We start from the raw sequence: 26,546 nt of genomic DNA, 5'->3' as shown, positions 1-26,546 counted from the left end.
TTCCTCACGGCGCCCGGAACGCCCAGGTGGACAGCGAGAGCGACCAGGCCGCGAGCAGCAGCGCCGCGACGCCCAGGACCTGCGGGCCGAGGTCGCGGTACTCGCGATAGACGAGCGCGCGGATCGGGGCCCGCTCGAGCCGGTCGATTTCGGAATAGACGACGGCCAGCGTGCTCGCATCGCCGGCACGGAAGAAGCGCCCTCCGGTCCGGCGGGCGATCTCGACGAGCGGCCGCTCGTCCACACCGACGTTCATCAGTTGCTGCACGCGGCCCAGCACCGGGTCGTCCACGGTCACCGGCTCGACGCTCGGCCGTCCGACGAGAATGGCGTAGACCTTGATCCCGAGCGCCTTCGCGAGGTCGGCGGCGGTGAGCGGATCGATGGCGCCGCGGTTGTTTTCGCCGTCGGTGAGCAGCACGACGACCTTGCTCGGCGTCCGGCTCTCGCGCAGCCGCTGCACCGCGGTCGCCAAGCCCATGCCGATCGCCGTGCCGTCCTCGGCGAGCCCGAAGTTGAGGCCGTCGATGAGGGAGATCAGCGTCTCGTGGTCGAGCGTCAGCGGGCAGAGCGTGAACGCCGTGCCGGCGAATCCCACGACCCCGATGCGGTCGTGCGAGCGGCCGCGCGCGAAGTCGCGCGCCGTCGCGCGCGCCACGTCGAGTCTCTTGCCGCCGCCCATGTCCGAGGCGTTCATGCTTCGCGAGATGTCGATGGCGAGCACGATGTCCACCCCGCGGGTGTCCACCTCGCTCTGCTGGACGCCGGCCTGCGGGCGGGCCGCCGCGACGATTCCGAGCGACAGCACCAGCCACGGCAGCACCCGGGCGAACTGCAGCAGCCACGCGCCGGCGCCGCCGCGCGGCAGGCCGCCCACCGTGCCCCACAACACCGCCGCCGGGCGTGTGTCGGGGCGTCGCGAGCGCCACAGCAGGAGCGCCGGCACGAGCAGCAGCAGCAGGAGCAGCCACGGATACTCGAAGCGGATCATGCCGCGCCCCGCTGTTCCCGGCGCACGAGCGACTCGACGGCAGACTCGCAGCGGACGGCTTCGTCCACGCCCAGTGGCGCGCGCGCGAACTTGACCCGGTCCCAGAGTCCGAGCAGTCCCTCGAGCCGGTTCACGTCCTCGCCGGGCAGTCGCGACTGGCGAAGCCTCTCGACCAGCTCGCCGCTGGTGTCGCCCGGCCTCGGGGTTCCCACGACCGCCTCGAGATAGCGGTGCAGGATGCGGCTCAACTCGAACGCATGATCGGCGAAGCGTCCCGCCTCGGGCAGGCGCAGCGCCCGCAGCCTCGCCAGCTCGGCGAGAGCCTCGGTGCCGGGGTCGCGCACCGGCGGCGGGCGCACCGCCACCGGTGGCGGCGCCACGATCCGCTTCGGACGCAGCAGCCGGACGAGGACGATCACGGCCACGATCACCAGCAGCGCGACCGCCGCCACCCATCGCCAGGGCACCCGCTCCCACCAGGGCGCGCGCAGCGGCCCGTGCAGCGACCGCAGGCGGGCGTTGGAATCCGCCGCCGTGAGCGTCGGCAGCACGACCAGGTGCGCGGTCGGCATGCGGGTCACGGCCGGCCGCTCTCGGCCGTCCCAGCGGACTTCGACCGCGAGCCCCGGCACGGCGACCGTGCCGGTGGCGAACACCTGCAGCGGCGCTTCCAGCCACACGCTGTCCCCCGCCACGAGATACTGGCCCTGTCCGAGACGGGCCGAAGTGACCCTCGTCCGTCCGGTCCGCGGCGCGCCCCACGACAGGTCGCCGCCCTGCTGCGGCCGATCCATGCGCACGCGCGTGCCCGGCTCGACGAGGATGCTGGCCCGGTAGAAGAGCCGTTGCCCGAGCCGGGCCGGCGAGGGAGAAACGCTCACGCGCATCGGATACGGCGGGCGCGCCCGGCCCCCGACGCGGTCGAGTCCCGCGAGTCCCTTCGCCACCGGCTGCACGCGGTCGTTCGCGCGCCGGGCCGCGCCGCCGGGCGGAATCAGGCTCGCCTCCGCCGGCCGGGCGGCGAGCAGCGCGCCGGTTGCGAGCGCGACGGCCACGAACGCTCGGGCGATTCTCATGCGACCCCCCGCCGGCCGCGGCGCGCGAAGTAACGCATCAGCACCGGCAGATACGGGCGGTCGGTCCGCAGCTCCACCAGCGGGCAACGGGCACGCGCGAGCGTCTGGTCCGTGTGACGGCGGCGGTCACGCGCCTGCGAGGCGTAGCGGCGCTGGACCTCCTTCGATCGCGTGTTCACCAGCCGCCGCTCGCCGGACTCCAGATCCTCGAACAGCGTCCAGCCGACGCCCGGGAGCTGCTCGTCGCGCGGGTCGCGCAGCGCGAACGCCGTCACCTCGTGCCGGGAGGCGAGCACGCGCCAGTCGCGCACTTCGAGCCGGTCCTCGAAGTCCGAGATCCAGAACACCAGGCCGCGATGGCGGATCGTCCGGCTCACGAACCGGGCCGCGTCGCCGAGGCGCGTGCCCTCGCTCTCCGACTCGTGGTCGAGCACGTCGCGGAGCAGCCGCAGCAGGTGCGTCCGCCCGCGCGAGGGCCGCACGAAGTGCTCCACCTTTCCCGCCGCGAGCAGCAGGCCGACCCGGTCGTTGTTGCGCATCGCCGCGAAACCCAGCACGGCCACCAGCTCGGCGGCCAGCTCGCGCTTCTCCTGCGCGGCGGTGCCGAAGCGCATCGAGCGCGAGACGTCCACGACCAGCAGCACGGTCAGCTCGCGTTCCTCGACGAAGCGCTTCACGTACGGATGACCGGCGCGCGCGGTGACGTTCCAGTCGATGTCGCGGACCTCGTCGCCGGGCACGTACGGCCGCACTTCCTCGAACTCGACGCCGCGTCCCTTGAACACGCTCTCGCGCCCGCCGGAGAAAAGGTCCTCGACGAGCCTGCGGCTGCGGATCTCGAGGCGGCGAACCTTGCGCAGGAGTTCCGCGGTGTCCATCAGGGCACGCGCACCTGCTCCAGGATCCGCCGCGCGACCTCTTCGCCGTCCACGCCCTCGGCCTCGGCCTCGTAGGAGACCATGATCCGGTGGCGCAGCACGTCGAGGCCGATCGCCTTGATGTCCTCGGGCAGCACGTAGGGCCGGCCGCGGACGAGGGCGTGCGCCTGCCCGCCGCGCACCAGGAAAAGCGTGGCTCGCGGCGAGGCGCCGACGGAAACGAGCGCTTCGAGGGACAGGCCGAAGTCGCGGGGCCGGCGGGTGGCGCCCACCAGATCGAGCACGTACTCCTGGATCTTGTCGTCCACGTAGACGCTGGCGAGCGCCTCGCGGGCCTCGAGCAGCTGCTCGCGGGTCGCCTTCGGTTCCAGCGTCGGCATCGCGGCGAGCCCCGCGCGTCGCAGGATCTCCTTCTCCTCGGCGCGCTCGGGGTAACCCACCTTGACCTTGAGCATGAAGCGGTCGCTCTGCGCCTCGGGCAGAGGGTAGGTGCCCTCCTGCTCGATCGGATTCTGGGTCGCGAGCACCAGGAACGGCTCGTCGAGAGGCACGGATTCGTCGCCGAGGGTGACCTGCTTCTCCTGCATCGCCTCGAGCAGCGCGGACTGCACCTTGGCGGGCGCGCGATTGATCTCGTCGGCCAGCACCAGGTTCGCGAACACGGGCCCCCGCTTGGCCGTGAAGGATCCGTCGCGCGGGTTGTAGACGAGCGTCCCCGTCAGGTCGGCGGGCAGCAGGTCGGGTGTGAACTGGATGCGGCGGAACTTGAGCGACAGCGCCTGCGCGAGGCTGTTCGCGGCCAGCGTCTTGGCGAGTCCCGGGACGCCTTCGAGAAGCACGTGTCCGCCGGTCAGCAGCCCGATGAGCAGCCGGTCCACCATCGCGTGCTGACCCACGACGGCGCGTCCCACTTCCTCGCGCACACGGCCGAGAACTTCACCGGCGCGTTCGATGCGCCGGGCGGTTTGCATGTCGACGGTCATGCGTTCCTTCCTGGAAGCAATGCCGCGGGCCGCCGGCAGCGGCGGTCGCGGGCGACCTTTCGCGATCCCGTCCCTCGGGGGGTGTGAAGGCGCGCAGTATAGCGAAGCGACCGGCGCGGTCCAGCGCCGCGCCCGGCTCAGGCGCTCCGGCGGGCTTCCTGCTCCTCGGCGTCGAACGCCGTGCCCGCCTCACCCAGCCACTCGGACAACATCGCGCGCGCGTTCAGCAGCGGATGCGGCGCGTGGAACGACTCGAGCCGCTCCAGGCGGTTCACGCCGCGCACGATGTCGAGCATCATCTCCGCCTCGCGCACCGGATCGCCGCACGCCCGGGCGCACGCCATGCGCTGGTGCACGCGCAGCCGTGCGAGTCCCTCGACATCCAGTGAGGCGCGATACGCGGAGGCCGCGGACTCGAACACTCGTTCCGCCTCGGCGAACCGGCCGGCGGCGGCGGCGCCGAGCGCCGCGTGGTGCAGCGTCCGGCCCGGAACCAGCACCGGCGCGGCGAGCGCGGCCACGCGGATCATCAGGGTGTCGAGCACGAGGCGATTTCCGGGTGACGGGCGATGCGGACGGGTCCGCGGACGGAGCGGAGAGCAGCAGAAACGGTGCCAGTTCCCGGCCCCTCGCAGGTGCCGATTCGGGCGCCGGCCCGCGGCCCGCGGCCGGCCCCGGCATTGCAAATCGGCGTCCGTCCGCGCTCAGCCTGCACGGCCCGCCGCCGCGCCGGAGCGCGGGACCGGCTGCCAGCTGAACAGCGGGTAGCCCGCCGTCAGCTCGAGAACCTGGCGCTCGACCTCGCGCGCCAGCGCCTCGTCGTCCGGTTTCTTGAGCACCCGCGCCATCCAGCCACCGATCGCGCGCATCTCGTCGGGACCCATGCCACGCGTGGTCAGGGCGGGCGTCCCGACCCGGATGCCGCTCGTCACCCACGGCTTGTGCGGGTCGTTCGGCACGGCGTTCTTGTTCACGGTCATCCGCGCGCGGTGGAGGGCTTCCTCGGCGGTCTTGCCGGTCAGGTCGCGACGGCGCAGGTCCACGAGGAGCAGGTGGTTGTCGGTGCCTCCCGAGACCAGGTCGAAGCCGGCGTCCCGCAGCGTTTCTCCCAGCACCCGGGCGTTTTCCACGATGCGGCGCTGGTAGTCGCGGAATCCTTCGCTCTGCGCTTCGCCGAAGCACACCGCCTTGGCGGCGATGACGTGCATGAGCGGACCACCCTGCAGCCCCGGGAAGACGGCCTTGTCCAGTTTCGCCGCGAAGGCCTGCTTCGCGAGCACGATCCCGCCGCGCGGGCCGCGCAGGGTCTTGTGCGTCGTGCTCGTCACCAGCCCCGCGTGCGGCACGGGGCTCGGGTGAAGTCCGGCCGCCACCAGCCCCGCGATGTGCGCCATGTCCACGACCAGCGTCGCCCCGACCTCGTCGGCGATGGCGCCGAAGCGCGCGAAGTCCAGCTGCCGCGGGTAGGCGCTGGCCCCGGCGACGAGGATCGCCGGCCGGTGCTCGCGCGCGAGGCGCGCGACCTCGTCGTAGTCAATGCGCCCGTCCTCCGGCCTCACCCCGTACTGCACGGGCTTCCACAACTGGCCGGAGACCGACACGGGATGCCCGTGCGTGAGGTGGCCGCCGTGCGCCAGGCTCATGCCGAGCAGCGTCCCTCCCGGCTCGGCCACCGCCAGGTAGGCGGCGAGGTTCGCCGAAGCGCCCGAGTGGGGCTGGACGTTCGCGTGGTCGGCGCCGAACAGCTGGCGGACCCGGTCGCGGGCGAGGTTCTCGGCCACGTCCACCCACTCGCAACCTCCGTAGTAGCGCTTGCCCGGAAGGCCCTCGGCGTACTTGTTGGTCAGCACCGACCCGGTCGCCTCGAGCACCGCGTCGCTGACGAAGTTCTCGGAGGCGATCAGCTCGAGGTACTGCGACTGGCGCTGGCGCTCGCGCGCGATGGCGTCGAACAGTTGAGGGTCCTGCGCTCTCGGGTCGGACACGGGCGGGTCTCCGTCAGGTTCGGGGATGCTGGCGTTCGTAGTCCCGGATCTTGTCCACGCGCCGCTGGTGGCGGCCGCCCGCGAACGGAGTGTCGAGCCAGGTGCGCAGCCATTCGAGCGCCGCGGCGGTATCCGGGGCCGTCCGCCCACCCAGCGCGAGGACGTTCGAGTCGTTGTCCTGGCGGGTGAGCCGGGCCGTCTCGTCGCTGGTCACGACCGAGGCCCGGACACCCTCCACCTTGTTCGCCGCGATGCTCGCGCCGATGCCCGTGGCGCACACCACCACGCCCCGCTCGGCTTCGCCGGCGGCCACCTTCTCGGCGACCGGGATGGTGTAATCCGGGTAGTCCACCGACTCCGAGCCCGAGTTCGTGCCGACGTCCACGACCTCGTGGCCGAGGCGGCGCAGTTCCGCGCCCACGGCCTGCTTGAGTGCATAGCCCGCGTGATCGCTGCCGATCGCGACCTTCACCGCCGACGCTCCGCGCCGCTCACGCGCGTTTCGCGGACGCCTGTGGCACCGGCGAGAGCCAGCCGTAGCGGTCCGGCAGCTCGCCCTTGACGATGCCGAAGAACGCGTCCTGCAGCGCCTTCGTCACCGGCCCGCGTTCTCCGGTTCCCACCGGGATGCGATCCACCGATCCGATCGGGGTGATCTCGACCGCGGTCCCGGTGAAGAACAGCTCGTCCACGATGTACAGCAGCTCGCGCGGCAGCACCGCCTCGCGAACCGTGTAGCCCATGTCCTGCGCCAGGCGCATGACGCTGTCGCGCGTGATGCCCGAAAGGATGCTGGAGCTGACCGGCGGCGTCAGGATCTCCCTGCGGTGGACGGCGAACAGGTTCTCGCCCGAGCCCTCGCTCACGAACCCCTGAACGTCCAGCGCGATCGCCTCGTCGTAGCCGTCCTCGACGGCCTCCAGCTTGAGCAACTGCGAGTTCATGTAGTTGCCGCCGGCCTTCGCCAGCGCCGGAAGCGTGTTCGGCGCCATGCGCGCCCAGGTGCCGATCTTGACCGCCGCGCCCTTGGTGAGCGCGTCCTCGCCCAGGTACTTGCCCCACGGGAAGACCGCGATCATGAGGTCGATCGGCGTGCCCCTCGGGTCCACGCCGACGTGCGAGTAGCCGCGATAGACGAGCGGCCGGATGTAGCAGTCGCGCAGGCCGTTCACCGCCACCGCCTCCAGGCAGGCGCGTTCGATCTGTTCGGCCGAGAAGGGCACCTGCATGCGGTAGATCTTGCTGGACGCCATGAGCCGCTCGATGTGCTCGCCGAGCCGGAAAATGGCCGGACCGCTCTTCGAGTCGTAGGCGCGGATACCCTCGAAGACGCTCGATCCGTAGTGCATCACGTGGGACATCACGTGCACCTTCGCGTCGTCCCACGCGACGAACTGACCGTTCATCCAGATCTTCTCGCTCTTCTTCATCGCCATGGTTCGCACCTCGCTAGGGCCCGCGGGCCCGACTCAGGAAGGGTTGCGCGCGTCGAGGGCTTCCCTGACCACCGGCGCCAGGCGCCGGACGTGCAGGCGGATCCTTCGCCAGCACTCCTCGTAAGCTTCCTTCGATGCCCCGTAGGGGTCCGACACCGGCAGTCCGGGCTCTCCCGGAGCCGGGAACTCGCTGAGGATCTGCACCCGCTCCCGCGGCACGCCCTGCGCTTCCAGCGCCTGGCGATGCAGCGGGTCCATCACGATGACGAAGTCCGCGTCCCGCAGCAGGCTCGCGTTCACGCGCCGCGCCCGGTGCGCGGAGACGTCGAGGCCCTGCGCATGCAGCAGTTCGCGCGTGTCGGTGCTCGCGGGCTGCCCGTCCTGGGCCGAGATCCCCGCCGACTCGACCACGACCCGAGCGGCGTCGGAGCCGAGTTCGTCCGTCAGCGCCGCCGCGGCCATCGGGCTGCGGCACGTGTTTCCCGTGCAGATGAACAGCACACGCAACTGCGGTTCGCCGGACATTCGAGGCCAGCATAGGCGCGCGATTTCGAGGCCGTCAACCGTCGCCCGGCGGGGACGAAAGATCTTCGAAATCCGTCAACACGGAGGAAATGTCCACGGCTCCGCGGCGAAGAAGCTTCGGTCGCGCGCCGCTGCAGTCCACGAGCGTCGAGGGCAGGCCTCCGAGGCGCGGCCCGCCGTCGAGCACGAGGTCGAGCTGGTTCCCGAAGTAGCTCACGACCTCCTCCGCCGTCGTCGCCGGCGGACGGCCGGAGAGGTTCGCGCTGCTCGAGACGATCGGCCCTCCGATCCGCGCGAGCAGCGCCAGCGAGAGTCGGTCGTTCGGACAGCGGAGCGCGACGGTCGCGCCGCTTCCGCGCACGCGTTCCGGCACGAACCCGGAAGCGGGCAGGATGATGGACAGCGGTCCGGGCCAGAACGCGCGGATCAGGCGCTCCGCCGCGGGCGGAACCTCGTAGGCGAGCGCCCACGCCATGTCCGGCGAGGGAATCAGCGAGATCACCGCGTGCGACGGATCCCGGCGCTTGAGCCGGGCGAGCATCTCGACCGCGGACGCGTCGAGCAGCGAGCACGACAGGCCGTACAGCGTGTCCGTCGGAAAAGCGATGACCCCGCCGCGCAGCACGGCCTCGGCCGCGGCTTCGAGCGCCTCGGGCTGCGGTGCAGCGGCGTCGATCTTCAGGATCTCCATGCGTCTCCCCGTCCGCGCGGTCAGCGCCGCCGTCCGCCGGCCATGGCCGCCGCGACGTCCTCGAGCCGACGCGCCAGGGCGGCGTCGCCGAGCGCCAGGATTCGCAGCGCCAGGTGCGCGGCGTTGCGCGCGCCCCACGATCCGACCCCGAGGGTGCCGACCGGCACGCCCGGCGGCATCTGCACGGTCGAGAGCAGCGCGTCGAAGCCGCCGAGAGGCGAGCTGGCGAGCGGAACCCCGAGGACGGGCAGGCGGCTGTGCGCCGCCATCGCCCCCGCCAGATGAGCGGCGCCGCCGGCTCCGGCGATGATCACCTCGAGACCCCGCCCTTTCGCGGTGCGCGCCCACTTCGCCGCCGCCTCCGGCGTGCGGTGCGCGGAGCGGACCACGACCTCGCAGTGGACGCCGAAGTCCGCGCACACCCTGGCCGCCTCCTCCATCACGGGCCGGTCCGATTCGCTGCCCATGACGATCCCGACCCGCGCCTTCGTCCGTTTCATGCTGTCCTTCCCTCCGCGGGGCTCACCGGCTCCGCGATCGTTGCGGCGATGTCGGAGCGACAGCGCCAGCCCGAACCTGTCAGCGTCGCACATGCCGCGTAGACCGCGGCCCGCGCCTCCGCGATCGTCCCCCGCGCCGCGGTCAGGTAGGCGGCGCGACCGCCGCGCACGACCCAGCCGCCATCCTCCCACCTCGTGCCCGCGTGGAACACCGTCACTTCCCGGTCCGCGAGCGCATCGAGACCGCCGATCCTGCCTCCTCCGCGAGCCGCTTCCGGGTAGCCTTCGTCCACGAGCGCGAGGGTCACCGCGCCACCACCCGCCCGTGAGATCGCGCCCGGATCGAGCGTTCCGCGCGCCGCGCCGGCGAGCAGCCCCGTGAACGAGCCGGCGAGGAGCGGCACGACCGCCTGCGTCTCGGGGTCGCCGAAGCGGGCGTTGAACTCGATCACCTTCGGTCCCCCGGGAGTCAGCATCAATCCACAGTAGAGGGCGCCGCGATACGGCGTGCCGCGTGCCGCCATGGCGCGCAGCACCGGCGCGACAATGCGCTCGCCGATCGCGGATTCGAGCGCCGCGGTGACCGCGGGCATGGGTGCGTAGGCGCCCATGCCGCCCGTGTTCGGGCCCCGGTCGCCGTCGTGCGCGCGTTTGTGGTCGCGCGCCGCCGGCAGGAGCACGAAGCGCCGGCCGTCACAGACGGCGATGACCGAGGCTTCCTCGCCCGCGAGATACTCTTCGATCACGACGCTGCTGCCGCTCGCACCGAACGCGCCGCCCTCGAGGCACTCGCGCGCGAAACGCTCGGCGGCCGCAGGGTCGGGCGTCACGAGCACCCCTTTGCCGGCCGCCAGGCCGTCGGCCTTGACCACGTGCGGGCCGCCGAAGCGGTGCAGCGCCGCACGCGCCGCCGCGAGGTCGCCGCAGCATTCGGCGCCGGCGGTGGGCACTCCCGCCTCCCGCAGCACCTCCTTCGCGAACCACTTGCTGGACTCCAGCCGGGCGGCCGCGCGCGAGGCTCCGAAGACCGGCACACCGGCCTCCTCGAGCGCATCGCCGACCCCGGATGCGAGCGCCGACTCCGGTCCCACGACGACGAGTCCGATCGCGCGCTCGCGACAGGCCGCGACGATCCCGGCGGCGTCGGTCTCGCGCACCTCGAGCCGCTCGAAGGCGCGGCCCGCGCCGTCGTTGCCCGGCGCGATCAGGACTTCGGGGCGGTGAGCGTCCTGCGCCAGTCGCCAGGCGAGCGCGTGCTCGCGGCCACCGGAGCCGACGACGAGGATGCGCGAAGGTTCCACGCGCCGACTCTACGAAGCCGCGCGAGCGCAGTTCAAGCGCCGCCCGCCCCGCGAGCCCGCGGCCGGCCAGGCGACGGCAGGTGCCAGGACCGGTCCGCGCAGGCGGCGAACACCGCCGGGCCCTCGCCCGCCAGGACTTCCGGCGGGTCGGCGTCGTTCCACAGGAGCGCGAAGTCCACCGGTGCGAGGCTCGCCGCATCCAGCGCTTCACGCCACGCCGCGCTCGCGCGCGAGGCCGCGTCCGCCCGGGCCGCGAGCCGCACGGCCTGCGCCTCGCGCGTCGCGCGCGATGCGACCCCCGGAAGCAGCGCGGCGGGACCGCCGCGCAGCCGGCCCGCGGAATCGGCGCCGATGCGCCCGACCACCACGATCGCCTCCGCTTCACGAAGCTCGTCGTCGAGCTCCAGCGGAGAGCCGTCCGCGAGGCTGCCGGGCACGAACGCGGCGTGCGAAGGATCCTGGGCCATCACCGGCAACCCGAGCTCCGCCCGCAGCGCGCGCGCACGTTCGCGCGCGTCCGCGGACGGTTCACCGGACAGGAGCACGAACGTTCGGCCCGGCGGAACTCCCACGCCCGCCATCGCGGCCGACAGTTCGGACAGCGCCACCCGGTCGAGTCCGGAGCCCTGCGCGTCGGCGACGATCGCGGTCACGGCGGGAATGGCGAAGAGCCGCGCCAGCGGTCCCCCGAGCGGCGAAGCGAGGGCCTTTCGCACGCGCTCGCGAAACGACATCTCACGGCTTCCCGGTGCGGGCGGCGAGTTCCTCGCGCAGCAGCGCCTGGACGGTCTGCGGCACCGCCTGCCCGCCGCTGCGCTTCATCACCTGCCCGACCAGGAAGCCGAAGGCCGCCGCCTTGCCGCCGTGCAGCTGCGCGATGGCTTCCGGGTGCGCGTCGAGCACCTCGCGCACCAGCGGCCGGAGATCGTCGGCGGAAGCCCGCACCTGCACGCCGTGGCGGGCGAGCAGCGCGTCCACCGTGCCGTCCTCGTCCGCCATCCAGGCGAACACCTGCTTGGCGACCGGGCCGGGAAGATCCTTCGCTCCGACTCTCGCCAGCAGGTCGCGCAGCCGCCCGGGCGGCACCCGATCGGCCCAGCGCGACACGGACCAGCCGCGGTCCTTCAGAACGCGCAGCACCTCGACCATGATCCAGTTGCTCGCGAGCTTGGCATCCGCGCCGCGTGCGCAGGCCTCGAAGTACTCCGAGAGTTCGCGCGAGTCGGTGAGCACGCCGGCGTCGTAGGCCGGCAACGCGTACTGCCCGGCGAAGCGCGCCTCGCGTGCCCACGGCAGTTCGGGAAGCGCCGCCTTCGCGACCGCCAGGCGCTGCTCGTCCACGCGCAGCACCGGCAGGTCGGGCTCGGGGAAGTACCGGTAGTCGTGCGCGTCCTCCTTCGTGCGCATGACCGCCAGGCGATCGTGGTCGGCGTCGTAGAGCAGCGTGGACTGGACCACCGGCTCGCCGCGATCGAGCAGCGCCGACTGGCGGGCGATCTCCGCGGCGACGCCGCGTTCGACGGCCTTGATGCTGTTGAGGTTCTTGATCTCGGTCTTGACGCCCAGCCCGGCGGTCCCCGTCCTGCGCAGCGAGACGTTGGCGTCGCAGCGGAGCTGCGCCTTCTCCATGTCGCCGCCCGACACGCCGAGCCAGCGCACCAGCCGGCGCAGGGCGAGCAGGAACGCCGCGCATTCCCCGGCGCTCGCCAGCTCCGGCTCGGTCACCAGCTCGAGCAGGGGCGTCCCGGCCCGGTTGAACTCCACCTTCGAGAGGCGCAGGTCCCCGTGGCGTTCGGGATGGAACGACTTGCCGGCGTCCTCCTCGCAGTGGATGCGGGTGAGCGCGATCGCGCGCGCTCCGTCGCCCCCCGCCACCGTCAGCGCGCCGCCTTCGCACAGCGGCCGGTCGTACTGCGTGATCTGGTAGTTCTTCGGCATGTCGGGATAGAAGTAGTTCTTGCGCGCGAACACGCTCTCGGGCCGGATGCGGCAGCCGAGCGCGAGCCCGAGCGCGAGCGCGTCGTCCACCGCGGCCGCGTTCAGCCGCGGCAGCGCTCCGGGCAGGCCGAGGCACACCGGGCAGACGTTCGTGTTCGGCTCCTCCCCGAAAGCGACCGGGCAGCCGCAGAACATCTTCGTGCGCGTGGCGAGCTGGATGTGGCACTCGAGCCCGATCACCGGCTCCCAGGCCATACCACCTCCGGTTCGAAGCCGCGCGGAATCCGCGCCTCGACTCCCTCCGACTCGATCGCCCGCGCGGCGCGCAGCAGCAGCGGCTCGCCGTCGGCGGGCGCCAGCAGCTGGACCGCGACCGGCAGCCGCTCCGGCGACCGGCCCGCCGGCACCGCCAGCGCGGGCAGGCCGGCGAGATTGGCGCCGATCGTGAACACGTCGCTCAGGTACATGGCCAGCGGGTCGTCGGTCTTCTCGCCGAGCCGGAAGGCCGGGGTGGGCGCGACCGGCATCAGCATCACGTCGCAGCGCGCGAACGCGGCCGCGTACTCGCGGACGATGCGCGTGCGCGCGCGCTGCGCCTTCGCGTAATACTCGTCGTAGTAGCCGGACGAGAGCGCGTACGTCCCGAGCAGGATGCGCCGCTGGACCTCGGGCCCGAAGCCTTCGCCCCGGGAGCGCGCGTACAGCGCGTTCACGTCCTCCACGCCCGCGGCCCTGCGGCCGTAGCGCACGCCGTCGAAGCGGGCGAGGTTGCTGCTCGCCTCGGCGGTGGCGATCAGGTAGTAGGCGGCGACCCCGAACTCTCCCGGCAGGAACTCGATCGGGACGCGCATCGCGCCCGAACGCTCGAGCGCGCCGGCGGAGCGCTCCAGCGCGCCGACCACGGCCGCGTCCACGCCGTGCGCCCACAGGTTGGCGGGCCATCCGAAGCGCAGTCCGCGCACGCCACCGTCCCATCCCGACACGTCGGGAGGCGCGCCCTCGCGCAGCGTCGCGTCGAAGGGATCGTCGCCCGCGAGCGCAGCGTAGGCGAGCGCGACGTCGCCGGCGTGGCGCGCGAAGATTCCCACCTGGTCGAGCGAGGAGCCGAAGGCGACGAGCCCGTAGCGCGACAACCGTCCGTAGGTGGGCTTGAGGCCGTAGACGCCGCAGAACGCGGCCGGCTGGCGCACCGACCCGCCGGTGTCCGAGCCCAGGGCCAGCGGCACGAGCCCGTAGGCGACCGCCGCCGCCGAGCCGCCGCTCGATCCGCCGGGCACGCGCTCGAGGTCGTGCGGGTTGCGCGTCGGTCCGTAGCAGCTGAACTCGGTCGAGGAGCCCATCGCGAACTCGTCCATGTTGCTTTTGCCGACCACCACCGCTCCGGCTTCGCGCAGGCGCCGCACCACGGTCGCGTCGTAGGGCGAGTGCCAGCCGGCGAGGATGCGCGACGCGCAGGTGGTCGGATAGTCGGTGGTGCACAGATTGTCCTTGAGCAGCACCGGAACGCCGGCGAGCGGACCCTCGCGCGAAGCCGCGCTCGCCGCCGCGTGGCGCGCCTCGGGATCCGAGTGGACGACCGCGTGAACGTCGCGCTCCCAGCGCTTCGCGGGGCCGTCCCAGCCGCTCTCCGCCGCCGCCACGGGCTCAAGCACGCCGGCGCGCACCTGCGCGGCGATCCGTGCGGCCGAGTCGCGCCAGGCGAGGCCAGGGTCCGTCACGGGTTCAGGTTCTCCACGATCGGCGGCACGACGAAACAGCCGTCGCGGGTCTCGGGCGCGCCGGCCAGCACGTCCTCGGCGCCGAGCGTCCGGCCGTCGGGCGCGTCGGCGCGAAGCGGCGCGTCCGCGGGCGCGAACGCCGCCGGTTCGCAGTCCGCGAGGTCGAGCGCGTTCAGCGTCGCGGCGAACTCGAGCACGCTCGAGAGTTCTCCGGCGACGCGCTCGAGGGATCCTTCGGCGAGTTCGAGCTTCGCGAGCGCGGCGACGCGCCGGACCTCGGAGGCGTCAATCGTCATCGCCCACCCCGCTCACGAAGCGCGCCAGGACCTTCTTGATCGAGCCGGTGAATCGCACCGTGAGCTTCATGTCGGGGCCTTCGCCCTCGGCCTCCAGCACGGTCCCCGCGCCGAACCGCTCGTGCATCACCCTCCGGCCGACCGCCCGCCGCGCCGCGGCGCCCCGCACCGGCGCCGCCGTGACTCCGTACGAAGGTCCGCCGGCGCCGTCGTCGAAGTCGAACGAAGCGTCCGCCGCCTCCTCGCGCGGGTCGTACCGCCCGCCCTCCCGGCGCGAGGCCGCGCCGCCCCGGGCTTCGCCGCGTCGCAGGCCGGCGCGCGCCCGGTGCGCCGTGCGCGCCTCGCGATCCCCGCCTCCCCAGGAACCCTGGCCGTCGGCCTCGCGCTCCAGCAGTTCCGCCGGGATTTCGTCCACGAAACGCGACACCTGCGCGCCCCACGCCGGAACCCCGCTCTCGGCGGACACGAACCGGCGCCGGAACGAGGCGGCCGTCAGCAGCACCTGGTCGCGGGCGCGCGTCAGCGCCACGTAGAACAGCCGCCGCTCCTCCTCGAGTTCGCCGTCGTCGTCCAGGGCCGAGGCGTGCGGCAGCAGGCCCTCCTCCAGGCCCGCGACGACGACGCTCGCGAACTCGAGCCCCTTGGCGTTGTGCGCCGTCAGCAACAGCACGCGGTCGGCGGCCTCGTCCAGACGGTCGGCGTCCGTCAGCAGCGAGCACTCCGAGAGATATTCGAGCAATCCGCCGCGGCCCTCCTCCGAGAACTGCGCTCCGGCCGCGGCCAGCTCCTGCACGTTCGCGAGGCGGTCGCGCAGGTCCTCCTCGCCGTCGCTCGCGGCCTCGAGGTGGCCGAGGTAGCCGCTGCGCTCCAGCAGCCGCGAGAAGAGCACGCCGAGCGGCTCCTCGCGGAGCGCGCCCAACTCGTCGAGCAGATCCACGAGCTGCGTCGCCCCCGCGCGGGCGGCGCCGCGCAACGCGCCCTCGTCGCGCAGCGCGCGCAGCGCGGCGGCCGGCGTCGCCCCGAGCGCGAGCCGGGACTCGATCAGCCCCTGGACGGCGGGGCCGAGGCCGCGGCGCGGCGTGTTCCAGACGCGGAAGAAGGACGCCGTGTCGGCCGGGTTCACGACCAGCCGGAGCCAGGCCAGCACGTCCTTGACCTCCCGCCGCTGGTAGAACGAAACGCCGCCGACGATCTCGTAGGCGAGTCCGGCGTGCCGCAGTTCGGTTTCGAGCGCCCGCGACTGCGCGTTCGTGCGGTACAGCACCGCGCAGTCGGCCAGCCGGCCGCCCGCTCTCCGGCGATCCTCGAGGTGCCTGCGGACGCGCCGCGCCTCGGCGGCCTCGTCCGCGCACAGCACGAAACGCAGTCGCGCGCCCGCTTCCCGGTCGCACCACAGGGTCTTGCCCTTGCGCGCCCGGTTGTGGGCGATGACCGCGTTGGCGGCCGCCAGGATGTTGCCGGTCGAGCGGTAGTTCTGCTCCAGCCGCAGGGTCACCGCGCCGGGGAAGGCCCGTTCGAACTCGAGGACGTTGCTGAGATCCGCGCCGCGCCAGCCATAGATGGACTGGTCGTCGTCCCCGACCACGAACAGGTTCCCGTGCGCGGACGCGATCGCCTGCACCAGCCGGAACTGCGCGTGGTTCGTGTCCTGGTACTCGTCCACCAGCACGTGTTCGAAGCGGCGGCTCCAGCGCGCGCCGGCCTCCGGGTGCTCGAGAAACAGCCGGGCGGCCTCGGCGATCAGGTCGTCGAAGTCCAGCGCCCCGGCGCGACGCAGCGCGGCCTGGTAACGCGCGAAGATCGCGGCGACGTTGCGATCGAACGGCGTCATCGCCGCGCGCTCGGCGTGCTCGGGCCCGACCAGCGCGTTCTTGCAGTCCGAGATGCGGGCCAGCACGACGCCCGCCCGGTAGGCGCTGTCGTCGAGGCCGAGATCGCGCCGCGCCTCGCGCAGCAGGCCTTCCTGGTCCTCGCGGTCGTAGATCGAGAAGGCGGCGGGAAGTCCGAGGGTCGCGGCCTCGCGGCGCAGCAGCCGCACCGCGGTGGCGTGGAACGTTCCGATCCACAGGCGTCCGGCCAGCGCGCCGACGGCGCGCTCGATGCGCTCGCGCATCTCGCGCGCCGCACGGTTGGTGAACGTGAACGCGAGCACCGCCTCCGGCCGCACGCCGCGCGCCAGCAGCCGCGCGATGCGCGCGGTCAGCACCCGTGTCTTGCCGGAACCCGCTCCGGCGATGACCAGCGCCGGGCCGGAGTCGTGTTCCACCGCCGCGCGCTGGGCGGGATTGAGCCCTTCGGGATTCGGGAGCGGCACGGACACGCGGGCGCCTCTTAAGGTGTCGGGGAGGTCGGACGGAGCACGCAATTTACCCGAACGCGCGCGGCGCCTCCACCGCGCGCCGACGCGAAGGGCCGCCGGTCCCGCGACCGGCGGCCCCGAATCCGCTTCGCGCGGGCGCTACTTGACGAACAGCATCTCGCGATACTTCGGCATCGGCCACAGATCGTCGTCCACCAGCGCCTCGAGCCGGTCGGCGGCCGCCCGCAGTTCCTGCATGAGCGGACGCACCTCGGCGCCGAGCCTCTGGCAGGCCTTCATCTCGTCGTGCGACGCGTGGATGTCGGAGAGCCTGCGCTGCAGCGACTCCACCCCGGCCAGCGCCGCTTCGAGCGTCTCGCCGAGCGCGGCGACCCGCCGCGCGTGCGCCGATTCCTTCCGCGCCCCCGCGGACGAGACGGCGTTCCACGCCGCGAGCGTCACGGCCAGCTGCCGTTCGGCCGCCGGCACGACCAGGGTCGTCACCATCTCCGCCAGCGTCTCGGCCTCGAGCGTCACCTGCTTCAGGTAGCGTTCCATCGCGACGTTGAAGCGCGACTCGACCTCGGCTTCCGAAAACACGCCCATCTCGATCAGGAACCGGTGCGCCTTCGGCTCGCGAACGGCCGCCAGCGCCGCGGGCGTGTCGGCGAGGTCCGGCAGTCCGCGCCGCGCGGCCTCGGCCTTCCACTCCGGACTGTAGCCGTTGCCCTCGAAACGCACGCTGGCGGTTTCGGCGAACACTTCGCGCAGCAGCTCGGCGACCGCCTGGTCGCGGCTCGTGCCCTTGACGTCGAGCTTCCGCTTGAGGCGCTCTCCCATCTCGGCCAGCGCCGCGGCGACCGCCGCGTTCAGGGTCGCCATGGGCACGGCGCAGTTCGCCGAGGAGCCCACCGCGCGGAACTCGAACTTGTTTCCCGTGAAGGCGAACGGCGAGGTCCGGTTGCGGTCGGTGTTGTCGCGGGCGAGCGCCGGCAGCTTGGCGACGCCCATCTCGAGCACGAAGTGCTCGGGATCCTTCGCCGCCTCGCCGGCGATCGTCCGCTCGAGGATGCTCGTCAACTGTTCGCCCACGAACACCGACAGGATCGCCGGCGGCGCTTCGTTGGCTCCGAGGCGCAGGTCGTTGTTCGCCCCGGAGACCGAGAAGCGCAGGGCGACCGAGCGGTCGTGCACCGCCTTGAGGCAGACGGCCACGAACGCGAGGAAGCGGAGGTTCTGGTGCGGGGTCTTGCCCGGGTCGAGCAGGTTCTCGCCGCGGTCGGTGGACATGCTCCAGTTGCAGTGCTTGCCGCTGCCGTTGATGCCGGCGTAGGGCTTCTCGTGGAACAGGCAGACGAAGTCGTGCCGAAGCGCGACCTTGCGCGCCACGTCCATCGCCAGCACGTTGTGGTCGTTGCCGATGTTCGCGTCCTCGAAGATCGGCGCCATCTCGAACTGCATCGGCGCGACCTCGTTGTGGCGGGTCTTGATGGGGATGCCGAGCCGGTAGAGCTCGAACTCCAGCTCCTCCATGAACGCCAGGACCCGGGCCGGGATCGAGCCGAAATAGTGATCCTCGAACTGCTGATGCCGCGGCGAGCCGGCCCCGAGCAGCGTCTTCTCGGTCTGGGTCAGGTCGGGACGCAGCGCGTAGTGCGCGCGATCCACGAGGAAGTATTCCTGCTCGACGCCGAGCGTCGCCGAGACCTGCTTGACGTCCACGTCTCCGAGCAGCTTGAGGAAGGCGACCGCGTGCCGGCTCATCGCCTCGTTGGAGCGCAGCAGCGGCGTCTTCTGGTCGAGCGAGTCGCCGTGGTAGCTGATGTAGGCGGAAGGAATGCACAGGGTGCGGCCGTTCGCGCTCTCGACGAGGAACATCGGAACGCTCGGGTCCCAGGCGGTGTAGCCGCGCGCCTCGAAGGTCGAACGCATGCCGCCCGAGGGGAACGAACTCGCGTCCGGTTCGCTTTGCCAGAGCTGCGAGCCGGACAGCTTTTCGAGCACGCGGGTCTCGCCGGACATCTGCACGTTCAGATCGATGAACGCGTCGTGCTTCTCGGCCGTCAGGCCGGTCATCGGCTGGAACCAGTGCGTGAAGTGCGTCGCGCCGTGGGAGACGGCCCATTCGCGGGCCGCGGAGGCGACCGTCTCGGCCACTTCGCGCGTCAGCGGCGTGCCGTTACGAAGCGTGGAGACGAGCGACTGGAAGACTTCGCGGGGCAGCTTCTCGCGCAGCTTGATGAGGTCGAGGACGTGCCGCCCGAAGTAGGTGCTGACCGGCGAGCGGTGTCCGTCCGGCAGGCGGGGAGCCTCGAACGTGCGCGGGTGGCGGCCCAGGATCGCGAAGCGGGCCGAAGTGCGTGAGGCGGTCACGGGATTCCTCCAGTTCCGACCGGCACGAACCGAACCGCTCCGTGCAGATCCGTTGGAAAATGGGATCCGTCACGAGCGAACCCGTGACGAACCCGGTGAACCAGCGTCGCAGGACACTAGCGCAGTCCGTCGCACGCCCGCCACTGGCATTTTGCAACGCCGGTGGCCGGCGCGAGCGCCGCCCCTCTCCCGGTCTCAGAACTCGGGGCCGAGGCTCAGGTGCCAGCGGGGCCTGGCGACGTCGTGCAGGTCCGTCCGCCAGCCCACGTCCAGCTTGACGAGCGCGAACCACACGAAGCTGCGGATGCCGACGCCGAACGAAAGCAGCGGGCTCGCGAGGTGCCGGCCACGCTCGTCCACGACCGTGAAGCGCAGCGGGTCGCCTTCGTTCCAGACCATGCCCGCGTCGGTGAACAGCGCGCCCTTGAGGTTGAAGCTGCCGAGCGGCACCGGTCCGACCACGCCGAGCTGCTGGATGAACGGGAATCGCAGCTCCTGCGAGACCATCAGCGCCCGCGAGCCGACGATGTCGAAGTCGCGAAAGCCCCGCAGCGTCGAGAATCCGCCGAGGCGAAACGCCTGGGGGTCGCGACCCCAGCTGCCCGCCGCCAGGCCGCGCACGGCCCAGGTGTAGCCCGCGGTCAGGTCCCAGTAGCGCCGGTAGTCCGCGGTCAGCGTGCGGTATTCCAGGCTGTTGCTCGTGATCCGGAAGGCCGGCGAGAAGGTGACGTTGTAGCGCGAACCGTTGACCGGACCGTAGTAGCTCGACAGCGAGTTGTCGCCGACCAGCGAGAACGACGGGCTCGTCACGCTGCGGAACTCGCGCGGGCCGCGCTCGAAGTAGCCGGGAACGACCTCGTTGAAGAAGGTGCGCTCGACCCAGAACTGGGTCAGCTGCGTGTCGAGCCGGCGGAAGCGGTCGAAGGGGTACGACAGCTGGAAGAGCGCGCCGAAGTTCCGCTCGCTGAAGAGCTGCGCGCTGGTCAGCTGCTCGCCGAGCGTCGTGACGCGCGATTCGTAGTAGTTCTTGAAATGGAAGGCGCCCGCGCCCCAGTCCCAGCGTCGTGGCAGGTAGCTGTAGATGGCGAGCGCGTTGGTCTCCTCGATGGAGCCGGGAAACAGGTCGGTCGCCACGTACAGGTTGCGATCCCCGAGGAAGTCGCTGAACAGGATGGAGGTCGTGCCGGCGAAGCCGTAGCCGGTCGCCGCCACCACCTGGCCGTTCGCGGCTTCCGGCGCGAGCTTCCAGCGGTAGCCGCGCGGCCGCTGGCCGAGAACGCTGTCGGAGAGCGCGAACGCGCCGCCGCTTTCGAGCAGCGGAGTGCGCTCGGGCGCCGCCGCCGTGGTGTCGGGCGGAACCATGTCGCGGGGCGGCGGCACGAGTTCGCCGAGGGCGGGAGCGTAGCCCACCTGCGGCGCCGCCCCGGGCGGCTCGCCGGCGACGCTCGGCAGCGGCGTCCGCCGGCCGAGTCGGGGCGGCGCGGCGGAGGTGTCGGGAACGGTCACGCTGTCCGGCCAGGAGACGGCCAGGGCGCCGAGTGCCGGCGCGGTCGAGGTGTCGCGCGCGGCCGGCCGCGAGACCGCCTCGGCGCTCAGCACCGCGGCGCCCGCGTCCCGCTGCAGCCGGCGCAGCACCGCCTCCGAGCCGACCGGCTCCTGGACGGCGAAGATGTCCCAGCCGCCGCGGTCGAACGCCGAGAACACCAGCCGGTCGTTCAGCCTCGACCAGGAGATGCTCTGGAGGCCGCCGAGGACGTCGGTCAACTGGGTCACGTCGTGCGTCGTGGTGTCGAGCAGGTAAAGGTTCATCGCCCCGCCGCGGTCCGACAGGAACGCGAGCTTGCGCCCGTCCGGCGACCAGACCGGATTGTGGTCGTCGCCCGCGGTGTCGAGGAGGGAGTCCACCGCTCCCCCGTCCAGGTTGAGCTCGAACAGGCCATAGCGGCCGTAGCCGCCGGTGACCGGGTCCGGGCGCAGCACCACGGGCGCGAGCCGGTCGCTCGAGAACACGATCCTCCGGCCGTCCGGCGACCAGGAGGGTTCGCGCTCGTCCCAGGTGTCATCGGTGAGACGCTGGATCGCTCCCGTCCCGACGTCCACCAGCCACAGGTCCGAGCGGCCATGCAGGACGCCGGTCACGACCAGCGAATCCGAGACCGGGGACCAGGCGGGGTACGACAGCGCGTCGCACGGCAGCGAGAAGCTCTTCGTCACCGCGCCGCTCCCGGCGTCCACGACGTACAGGTGGTCGTGCCCGGCGCTCTTGGCGGTGGTCGCGAGCTTCGTGCCGTCGGGCGACCAGGCGATCGAGCCGCGGAACAGCGGCCAGGCCTCGAACTGGACGTTGCGCTCGCCGCGCAGCACGCGGCGCAGGACCTTCCCGTCGAACGCCGACATCAGGTAGAGGTCCGTGTACTGCCGGCGGTCGCTGAAGTAGGCGATGCGGTCGCCCTGCGGCGAAACCGCCGGCATCAGGTTCAGGTTGCTCTGGTCGCGCCGGTGGTCGGTGAGCCGCTTGCCGAAGTCGTCCGGATCGTCGCGCCTGGCGACCTCGGGCCAGTAGGTGCGGCGCAGCCACTGCCGCCACTGCTGGTCGAAGCGCGACGTCGGCATGCCGTAGGTGCGCTCGAACGCGCGGTCGAAATTGCGCATCTGCCGCGCCCGCTTGAGCAGGTCCCGGAACCGCTCGGGGCCGAAGCGCACGTGCAGGTACTGAATCGCCGACTGGCCGAACTTGTAGACCGGATATCCGCCCATGTAGTCGAGCGGCGGAATGTAGCCGGCGATCGTGCCGTCACGGCACCACATCTCGGCGTTCGGCTCCATGCCGAGCGAGAAGTACTCGGCCATGCCCTCGGCGAACCACAGCGGCATCTGGAAGAAGCCCTGCCCCGAGAGCAGCGACATGCCGGTGTTGTTGTAGAGGATGTCGAACTGGAACGCGTGCACCAGCTCGTGCACCAGGACGTGGCGGAAGTCCTCGTAGGACCCGGTGAAGGGAACGACGACGCGGTCGCGCAGCAGTTCGGTGAACCCGCCCGTCCCGCCATCGATCAGTTCCGGCGTGACGTTGGTCTGCGCGAAATCGTTGTGCGATCCGTAGAGGATGATGGGGATGCGCTTGCTCAGCCGGTGACCGAGTCGCTTCGAGAATTCGGCGTTGGTCTTCTCGGCGAGGTCGAGCGTGCGCATCGCCAGGCTGTCGGAGCCCGGGTAGAAGTACACCTCGAAGTGGTCCGAGGTGATCGAGCGCCAGTCGTAGAGCTCGTACTGGACCTTGTTCTGTCCGAAATACTGGGCCTCCGCCCGGCACGCCGCCAGCAGGATCCCGGCCGCGGCCAGTGTCGCGACCGCCCAACCCCGAACTCGCATCCGCCTTCCTTTCCGACCCGGCCGTCGCGACGCCCTCGCGGCGTCCTGCGGCACTCTACACCGAAAGCGGCGTCCCGTTCCCGGCCCCCGCGTTCCGCGGCCCGTCAGTACTCCCAGCGCGCCTTGAGGCTGACGTTGAAGTCCGCCGGCCCGCCCGCCGTGCCGGGGGTCTGCGTGAGGGTCGTGCGCCGCTGGGTCAGCTCCGTGGTCACGTAGATGAAGCGGTTGACGCGGTACTCGACCTCGACGTCGCGCTCGAACTGGTTGGCGATCTCGACCGGGATCGTCCCGCGATCGAGCCCCGGCACGCGCTGCCGGTACGTCCACGACGTCCGGGCATTGACGTCGCCCGAGACGCCCACGTAGACGTCCCCGACGCCGCTCGATCCGAACAGGGCTCCCTGCTCGCGCTCCACCGTCCACTGCGTGATCGCGTTGTTCAGGTACTTCGAAAGGTCCTGCGAGAGCTGGTTCGTGAGCTGCCGGGTCACGTAGTTCTCGAGCGGGTCGGCGACCTGATTGATGATGCCGCCCTCGTCGCTGGTGAACCGGCCGTAGGTCAGTTCGGCGTAGATCTCCCGCTGGTCCCAGCCCTCCGGTCCGCTGGGCGTGATCACCGGCTGGCTCGAACGGCCGGAGATTTCCATGGTGATGGTCACGGGCTGCCGCTTGTCCCACTGCCCGCTGTAGAGGTCGCGGCGGCTCGGAAGCAGTCGCGTGTACGCGGAAATGGTCATGTCCGGATCCACGCCCTGCTGGTTGTCGAACGTGATGTCGGCCTGCGTCAGCGTGAATCGGTTGCTCAGGAAGTAGTAGGTGCCGCGAATGAGGTGCATCTCGCCGTAAATGAGCAGCGAGTCCGGCGTCTGCTCGAGATCGAGGTCGGCGTCGAACTCGATGTCGCCGTCCGGGGGGCGCCAGCGCAGGTTGCGCGGTGCCTCGAGGTGGACGCGATAGGTCCAGTAGAGCGGCTCGGTCGTGGCCATGCGCGCCTGCACCTCGCTCTGGTTCGCGAAGTCGAATTCGACCACGCCGCGCTTGAGCTGCACGTCGCCGACCACCTGCGGAAGCCGCACGCCCTTCACGCGCGGACCGTCCGTGACCTTGAAGTCTCCGTCGAACAGCGCCGCGTAGAGCCCTTCCTGCTGGGAGGCGAAGTCGCGCAGCGTCAGTTCGAACAGGTAGCGCTGCATCTCGAATCCGTCCATCTCGACCGTGCCTCGCGCCCACACCCGCCCCGCGCGGCCCTGGCGGGCCGAGAGCGAGTCGAGCGTCACGCGCGATTCGTCGAAATGCAGGTCGGCGTAGACGGACTCGAGGATCTCCTCCCGGCCCGCCGGGCGGACGATGCCGTCGCGCACGTGTCCCACGCCGGTGACCTTCGGCACACGCGGCGTGCCGGCGATGGTCGCGTCGAGATCGAAGCGGCCGTTCGCCGTCTGGACGAGCGGCACGAGCACCGGCAGCAGCTCGAGATCGCCGCGCGGCACCTCGACCTTCCAGGACATCGGCTCGTCCGGAAGGCTCACCTCGCGTCCGAGGGCCAGGCGCAGCGGCATCCGGCCCCGCACCGTCGAGACCACGTCGAGCATCGTCACGCGCGTGTCCGGCACGGTCAGCACGCCGTCCGCGTAGTGCGCGTCGAGCTCGATCTTCTGCGCCCGGTAGTCGCGCCAGCCGAACGACGCCGCGCTCGCCCGCAGGTCCAGCCGCGGCTCGGGCGCGCTGCCCCCGATCGTCAGCGTCGCGTCCACGCGGCCCGTCCAGCCGGCGGCCTCCGGGGCGATGGCCGAGAACCGGTCCACCGGAAAGCGCGTGGCGCGCACCACCCCCTGCCAGGCGCCCGCGCCCGACAGCCAGCGCGTCACGGCGGTCGCGGTCAGCGAGTCCGGCCACGGATGCGCGACGCGCTCGAAGTCCGACTGGGCGCGCAGCAGGCCGTCGTCCAGCGAGAACATCAGGTCCTTCACGCGCAGCGTCCCGGATTCGCCCTCGAGCGTGACGGCCAGCGAATCCCCGCGGTGGTCGCCGAACTCCGGATCCGAGGCCCGCCCGGTGAACGACCAGCGCGGCTCGTCCGCCGGGCCGTCCACCTCCAGGCGCACGTCGGCGTGGCCGCCCATTCCCCACTCCGGGGGAAGGCCGAGCCGGCCGAGGTCGAGGTTCCGGGCGTCGAGCGCGAAATCGTAACGGCCGCCGGCGCTCGCCCAGCGCCCGCGCGACTCGAGGCGCGCGTCGCCGTCCCGGGCGACGACGTTCTCCGAGATCGTGCCGTCGCGGTCGCCGGAGAGCACCAGCGGCGGCTCGGCCGTCCAGTCGAACTGGGCGCTGCTCGCGCGGGCACGCGCCGCGGTCAGCCGCCAGCGGTCGGCGTTCCACGCCGCCTCGCCGCCGAGCACCACCAGCGTGTCGCCGGCGCGCGCCCGCAACTCGCCGAAGTCCACCCGCTGGTCACCCAGGCGCAGCGGGGCGGCGGCGCTGTCGAGGTGAATGCCGACGAAGAAGCCGTCGCGGGCGAACGCGTCCGCCGTCAGGTCCGGCGTCGGCAGCAGCCGGCCGTTCACGCCGCGCAGCTCCCATGAGGCGAATCGCGCCGCGCTCCATTCGGTCGCTCCGCCGGAGAGATCGCCCGTCACCCACAGCTTGCCGGCACGGTTGATCGCCCGACCCTGCGCGCGCGCGAGCACTCCCCGCAGTCCGGTCGCACGGCCGTCCGGCCACTCCTCGAGCGGCAGGTTCACGACCGAGTACGGCCCCTGCCAGCCGCCCGAGTCGATCACCGCCCTCAGGTCGAACGCGCCGCTCCGCCGCCAGCCGGTGACCGAGAACGAATCGTGCGCGACCGCCGGGAAGTCCACGCGCACCCGGGCGCTGTCCACGCGCCAGCCGGCCCATTCCGAGGCGATCAGTTCCGCCGTCAGCCGGGACTCGGTCGTCGCCTTCGTTTCGGTCCGCACGCGGTAGAGGAACCGGCCATTGAGCCTTCCTTCCGGCCAGCCCGAGAGCCGCAGCGCCTGCCAGTACGCCGGGTCCGCGGCGCGCGCCTCGCCGCCGACCTCCCAGCCCCGTTTCGACCAGCGCACGTGGCCGACGAGGTTTCCGGCGAGCGAACGGCCGGAGAGGGAATCGATCGTCAGCTGGCCGTCGTTCCATGCGAACCGACCGGTGCCGTCCACGGCCAGGCTGTCCCAGGTCACGCTCGAGCGGAACGTGCCGTCCCAGCGCCTGCCGCCGGTCGCTTCCACCGAGGCCGCGCCCTCGCCGGGCACGTCGAAGGTGGAGTTGTCGAAGACTTTCGCGAGCCAGCTCCAGCGCACGCGCGCCACCTCGGCGTGCACGCGCGGCGCGGGCGCGTCGTTGCCCCAGGCGCCGTCCAGGCTCAACGACAGGTCGGGCGTGCGCAGCCGGCTGAGCGTGAACCGCGTGCTGTCGGCGTCCCGCACGAAGCCGGCGCGCAGTTCCTCGAGTCGGCTGTCCCACGGTCCCTCCCGCCAGCGAAGGCTCGCGATGTCGGCGCGCGTCACCGGTCCGGTCGAGCCGGTGAGCTTCAGGTCCACGCCGGCGAAGCGCCGCATCGGACGCGGTACCAGGACGGTGGCGTCGTCGAGCTCGAGCGAGAAGTCGAATTCCCGCGCCGGCCGGGACGCACGCGGCGCGCGCCGGGCGAATCGCGGGAAGCGCCAGTCGCCGCCCCGGCCGAGGTCGAGGTGCACGACGGGCTGCTCGACCACCACCCGCACCGGCCCGCGTCCGCCGCGCAGCAGGCTGAACGCCCCGTAGCCGAAGCGCATTTCCCGCGCTTCGAGCAGCGTCCCGCCGCCGCCCCGGAAGCGGACCCGCGGGTCCAGCACGCGAAACCCCGTCAGCGGGTTGCCCTTCACGTCGCGCATCTCCAGCTCGAGGTCGCTGTTCTGCGCCAGCGCGTGGTTCAGCACCAGCGTCAGCTCCTTCGCGACCAGCTCGGTGCGGTTCGCGAGGTACGCGAGGGCGCTCACGACCAGCAGCACCACGAGCCCCGCCAGCGCGAGCAGCGAGATCCGCACGAGCTTGCCCACCGTCCAACGCACCGGCTTCGGGACGTGCTCGGCGACCTCGTGGAGTTCCTCGCGGATCGTCTCCACGACGCCGTGGGGCGCGCCCTCGGGCGGTGTCTCGGGACGGTGGTCGTGCTCGTCGCTCATGGG

Annotated in this window: 20 protein-coding genes; all 20 read right to left on the bottom strand. The window is 72.0% G+C overall.

Going from position 1 to position 26,546, the window contains the following annotated elements:
- Positions 1-4: 4 nt before the first annotated feature.
- Positions 5-991, bottom strand: coding sequence for a VWA domain-containing protein (locus IT347_00455; protein ID MCC6348048.1), 987 nt, complete (start codon positions 989-991; stop codon positions 5-7).
- The gene (locus IT347_00450; protein MCC6348047.1) at positions 988-2,067 is read right to left on the bottom strand and encodes a DUF4129 domain-containing protein; all 1,080 of its coding nucleotides are present in this window, start codon (positions 2,065-2,067) and stop codon (positions 988-990) included. Before IT347_00450 ends, IT347_00455 begins: the two co-directional genes overlap by 4 nt.
- Entirely contained in the window at positions 2,064-2,945 is an 882-nt protein-coding gene (locus IT347_00445) for a DUF58 domain-containing protein (protein MCC6348046.1), read from the bottom strand. The genes IT347_00450 and IT347_00445 overlap by 4 nt, the downstream gene beginning before the upstream one ends.
- Positions 2,945-3,928 (bottom strand): MoxR family ATPase, encoded by a 984-nt coding sequence (locus IT347_00440; protein ID MCC6348045.1) that lies wholly within the window; start codon positions 3,926-3,928, stop codon positions 2,945-2,947. The genes IT347_00445 and IT347_00440 overlap by 1 nt, the downstream gene beginning before the upstream one ends.
- Positions 3,929-4,065: 137 nt before the next feature.
- A complete protein-coding gene (locus IT347_00435) occupies positions 4,066-4,473 on the bottom strand; it encodes a hypothetical protein (protein ID MCC6348044.1) in 408 nt (135 codons plus the stop codon).
- Between the two features lie 159 nt (positions 4,474-4,632).
- Entirely contained in the window at positions 4,633-5,913 is a 1,281-nt protein-coding gene (locus tag IT347_00430) for a serine hydroxymethyltransferase (GenBank protein MCC6348043.1), read from the bottom strand.
- Positions 5,914-5,926: 13 nt separating this feature from the next.
- On the bottom strand, positions 5,927-6,385 hold the full coding sequence (rpiB, locus tag IT347_00425) for a ribose 5-phosphate isomerase B (GenBank protein ID MCC6348042.1): 459 nt from the start codon (positions 6,383-6,385) through the stop codon (positions 5,927-5,929).
- A gap of 19 nt (positions 6,386-6,404) precedes the next feature.
- The gene (locus IT347_00420) at positions 6,405-7,349 is read right to left on the bottom strand and encodes a branched-chain amino acid transaminase (protein MCC6348041.1); all 945 of its coding nucleotides are present in this window, start codon (positions 7,347-7,349) and stop codon (positions 6,405-6,407) included.
- 33 nt (positions 7,350-7,382) lie between these two features.
- Positions 7,383-7,874, bottom strand: coding sequence for a low molecular weight phosphotyrosine protein phosphatase (locus tag IT347_00415; protein ID MCC6348040.1), 492 nt, complete (start codon positions 7,872-7,874; stop codon positions 7,383-7,385).
- Positions 7,875-7,908: 34 nt separating this feature from the next.
- Positions 7,909-8,565, bottom strand: a complete 657-nt coding sequence (locus IT347_00410; GenBank protein MCC6348039.1) for a threonylcarbamoyl-AMP synthase — start codon at positions 8,563-8,565, stop codon at positions 7,909-7,911.
- Between the two features lie 20 nt (positions 8,566-8,585).
- A complete protein-coding gene (gene purE, locus IT347_00405; protein ID MCC6348038.1) occupies positions 8,586-9,065 on the bottom strand; it encodes a 5-(carboxyamino)imidazole ribonucleotide mutase in 480 nt (159 codons plus the stop codon).
- Positions 9,062-10,366, bottom strand: a complete 1,305-nt coding sequence (gene purD, locus IT347_00400; GenBank protein MCC6348037.1) for a phosphoribosylamine--glycine ligase — start codon at positions 10,364-10,366, stop codon at positions 9,062-9,064. Before purD ends, purE begins: the two co-directional genes overlap by 4 nt.
- 32 nt (positions 10,367-10,398) lie before the next feature.
- Positions 10,399-11,100: a hypothetical protein gene (locus IT347_00395; protein ID MCC6348036.1), complete on the bottom strand. Its 702-nt coding sequence runs from the start codon at positions 11,098-11,100 to the stop codon at positions 10,399-10,401.
- Between the two features lies 1 nt (position 11,101).
- On the bottom strand, positions 11,102-12,559 hold the full coding sequence (gene gatB / locus IT347_00390) for an Asp-tRNA(Asn)/Glu-tRNA(Gln) amidotransferase subunit GatB (protein ID MCC6348035.1): 1,458 nt from the start codon (positions 12,557-12,559) through the stop codon (positions 11,102-11,104).
- A complete protein-coding gene (gene gatA / locus IT347_00385) occupies positions 12,541-14,022 on the bottom strand; it encodes an Asp-tRNA(Asn)/Glu-tRNA(Gln) amidotransferase subunit GatA (protein MCC6348034.1) in 1,482 nt (493 codons plus the stop codon). The genes gatB and gatA overlap by 19 nt, the downstream gene beginning before the upstream one ends.
- The gene (gatC, locus tag IT347_00380; protein MCC6348033.1) at positions 14,019-14,318 is read right to left on the bottom strand and encodes an Asp-tRNA(Asn)/Glu-tRNA(Gln) amidotransferase subunit GatC; all 300 of its coding nucleotides are present in this window, start codon (positions 14,316-14,318) and stop codon (positions 14,019-14,021) included. Before gatC ends, gatA begins: the two co-directional genes overlap by 4 nt.
- Positions 14,308-16,638 (bottom strand): UvrD-helicase domain-containing protein, encoded by a 2,331-nt coding sequence (locus tag IT347_00375; protein MCC6348032.1) that lies wholly within the window; start codon positions 16,636-16,638, stop codon positions 14,308-14,310. The genes gatC and IT347_00375 overlap by 11 nt, the downstream gene beginning before the upstream one ends.
- 138 nt (positions 16,639-16,776) lie before the next feature.
- On the bottom strand, positions 16,777-18,918 hold the full coding sequence (locus IT347_00370) for a glutamine synthetase III (GenBank protein MCC6348031.1): 2,142 nt from the start codon (positions 18,916-18,918) through the stop codon (positions 16,777-16,779).
- A gap of 267 nt (positions 18,919-19,185) precedes the next feature.
- Positions 19,186-22,362: a PD40 domain-containing protein gene (locus tag IT347_00365; GenBank protein MCC6348030.1), complete on the bottom strand. Its 3,177-nt coding sequence runs from the start codon at positions 22,360-22,362 to the stop codon at positions 19,186-19,188.
- A gap of 104 nt (positions 22,363-22,466) precedes the next feature.
- Positions 22,467-26,543 carry a translocation/assembly module TamB domain-containing protein gene (locus tag IT347_00360; protein ID MCC6348029.1) on the bottom strand — a complete coding sequence of 1,359 codons (4,077 nt, stop codon included), beginning with the start codon at positions 26,541-26,543 and terminating at the stop codon, positions 22,467-22,469.
- Between the last annotated feature and the right edge of the window lie 3 nt (positions 26,544-26,546).

The organism is Candidatus Eisenbacteria bacterium, assembly GCA_020847735.1.
Taxonomy (GTDB): Bacteria; Eisenbacteria; RBG-16-71-46; order RBG-16-71-46; family RBG-16-71-46; genus CAIXRL01.
This window is presented reverse-complemented; position numbering and strand designations above follow the sequence as displayed.

What these genes read in the sequence shown, in the direction of transcription:
- IT347_00455 (MCC6348048.1), bottom strand. Translation starts at nt 991, where the DNA reads ATGATCCGCTTCGAGTATCCGTGGCTGCTCCTGCTGCTGCTGCTCGTG.
- IT347_00450 (MCC6348047.1), bottom strand. Translation starts at nt 2,067, where the DNA reads ATGAGAATCGCCCGAGCGTTCGTGGCCGTCGCGCTCGCAACCGGCGCG.
- IT347_00445 (MCC6348046.1), bottom strand. Translation starts at nt 2,945, where the DNA reads ATGGACACCGCGGAACTCCTGCGCAAGGTTCGCCGCCTCGAGATCCGC.
- IT347_00440 (MCC6348045.1), bottom strand. Translation starts at nt 3,928, where the DNA reads ATGACCGTCGACATGCAAACCGCCCGGCGCATCGAACGCGCCGGTGAA.
- IT347_00420 (MCC6348041.1), bottom strand. Translation starts at nt 7,349, where the DNA reads ATGGCGATGAAGAAGAGCGAGAAGATCTGGATGAACGGTCAGTTCGTC.
- IT347_00415 (MCC6348040.1), bottom strand. Translation starts at nt 7,874, where the DNA reads ATGTCCGGCGAACCGCAGTTGCGTGTGCTGTTCATCTGCACGGGAAAC.
- IT347_00410 (MCC6348039.1), bottom strand. Translation starts at nt 8,565, where the DNA reads ATGGAGATCCTGAAGATCGACGCCGCTGCACCGCAGCCCGAGGCGCTC.
- purE (MCC6348038.1), bottom strand. Translation starts at nt 9,065, where the DNA reads ATGAAACGGACGAAGGCGCGGGTCGGGATCGTCATGGGCAGCGAATCG.
- IT347_00395 (MCC6348036.1), bottom strand. Translation starts at nt 11,100, where the DNA reads ATGTCGTTTCGCGAGCGCGTGCGAAAGGCCCTCGCTTCGCCGCTCGGG.
- gatB (MCC6348035.1), bottom strand. Translation starts at nt 12,559, where the DNA reads ATGGCCTGGGAGCCGGTGATCGGGCTCGAGTGCCACATCCAGCTCGCC.
- gatC (MCC6348033.1), bottom strand. Translation starts at nt 14,318, where the DNA reads ATGACGATTGACGCCTCCGAGGTCCGGCGCGTCGCCGCGCTCGCGAAG.
- IT347_00365 (MCC6348030.1), bottom strand. Translation starts at nt 22,362, where the DNA reads ATGCGAGTTCGGGGTTGGGCGGTCGCGACACTGGCCGCGGCCGGGATC.
- IT347_00360 (MCC6348029.1), bottom strand. Translation starts at nt 26,543, where the DNA reads ATGAGCGACGAGCACGACCACCGTCCCGAGACACCGCCCGAGGGCGCG.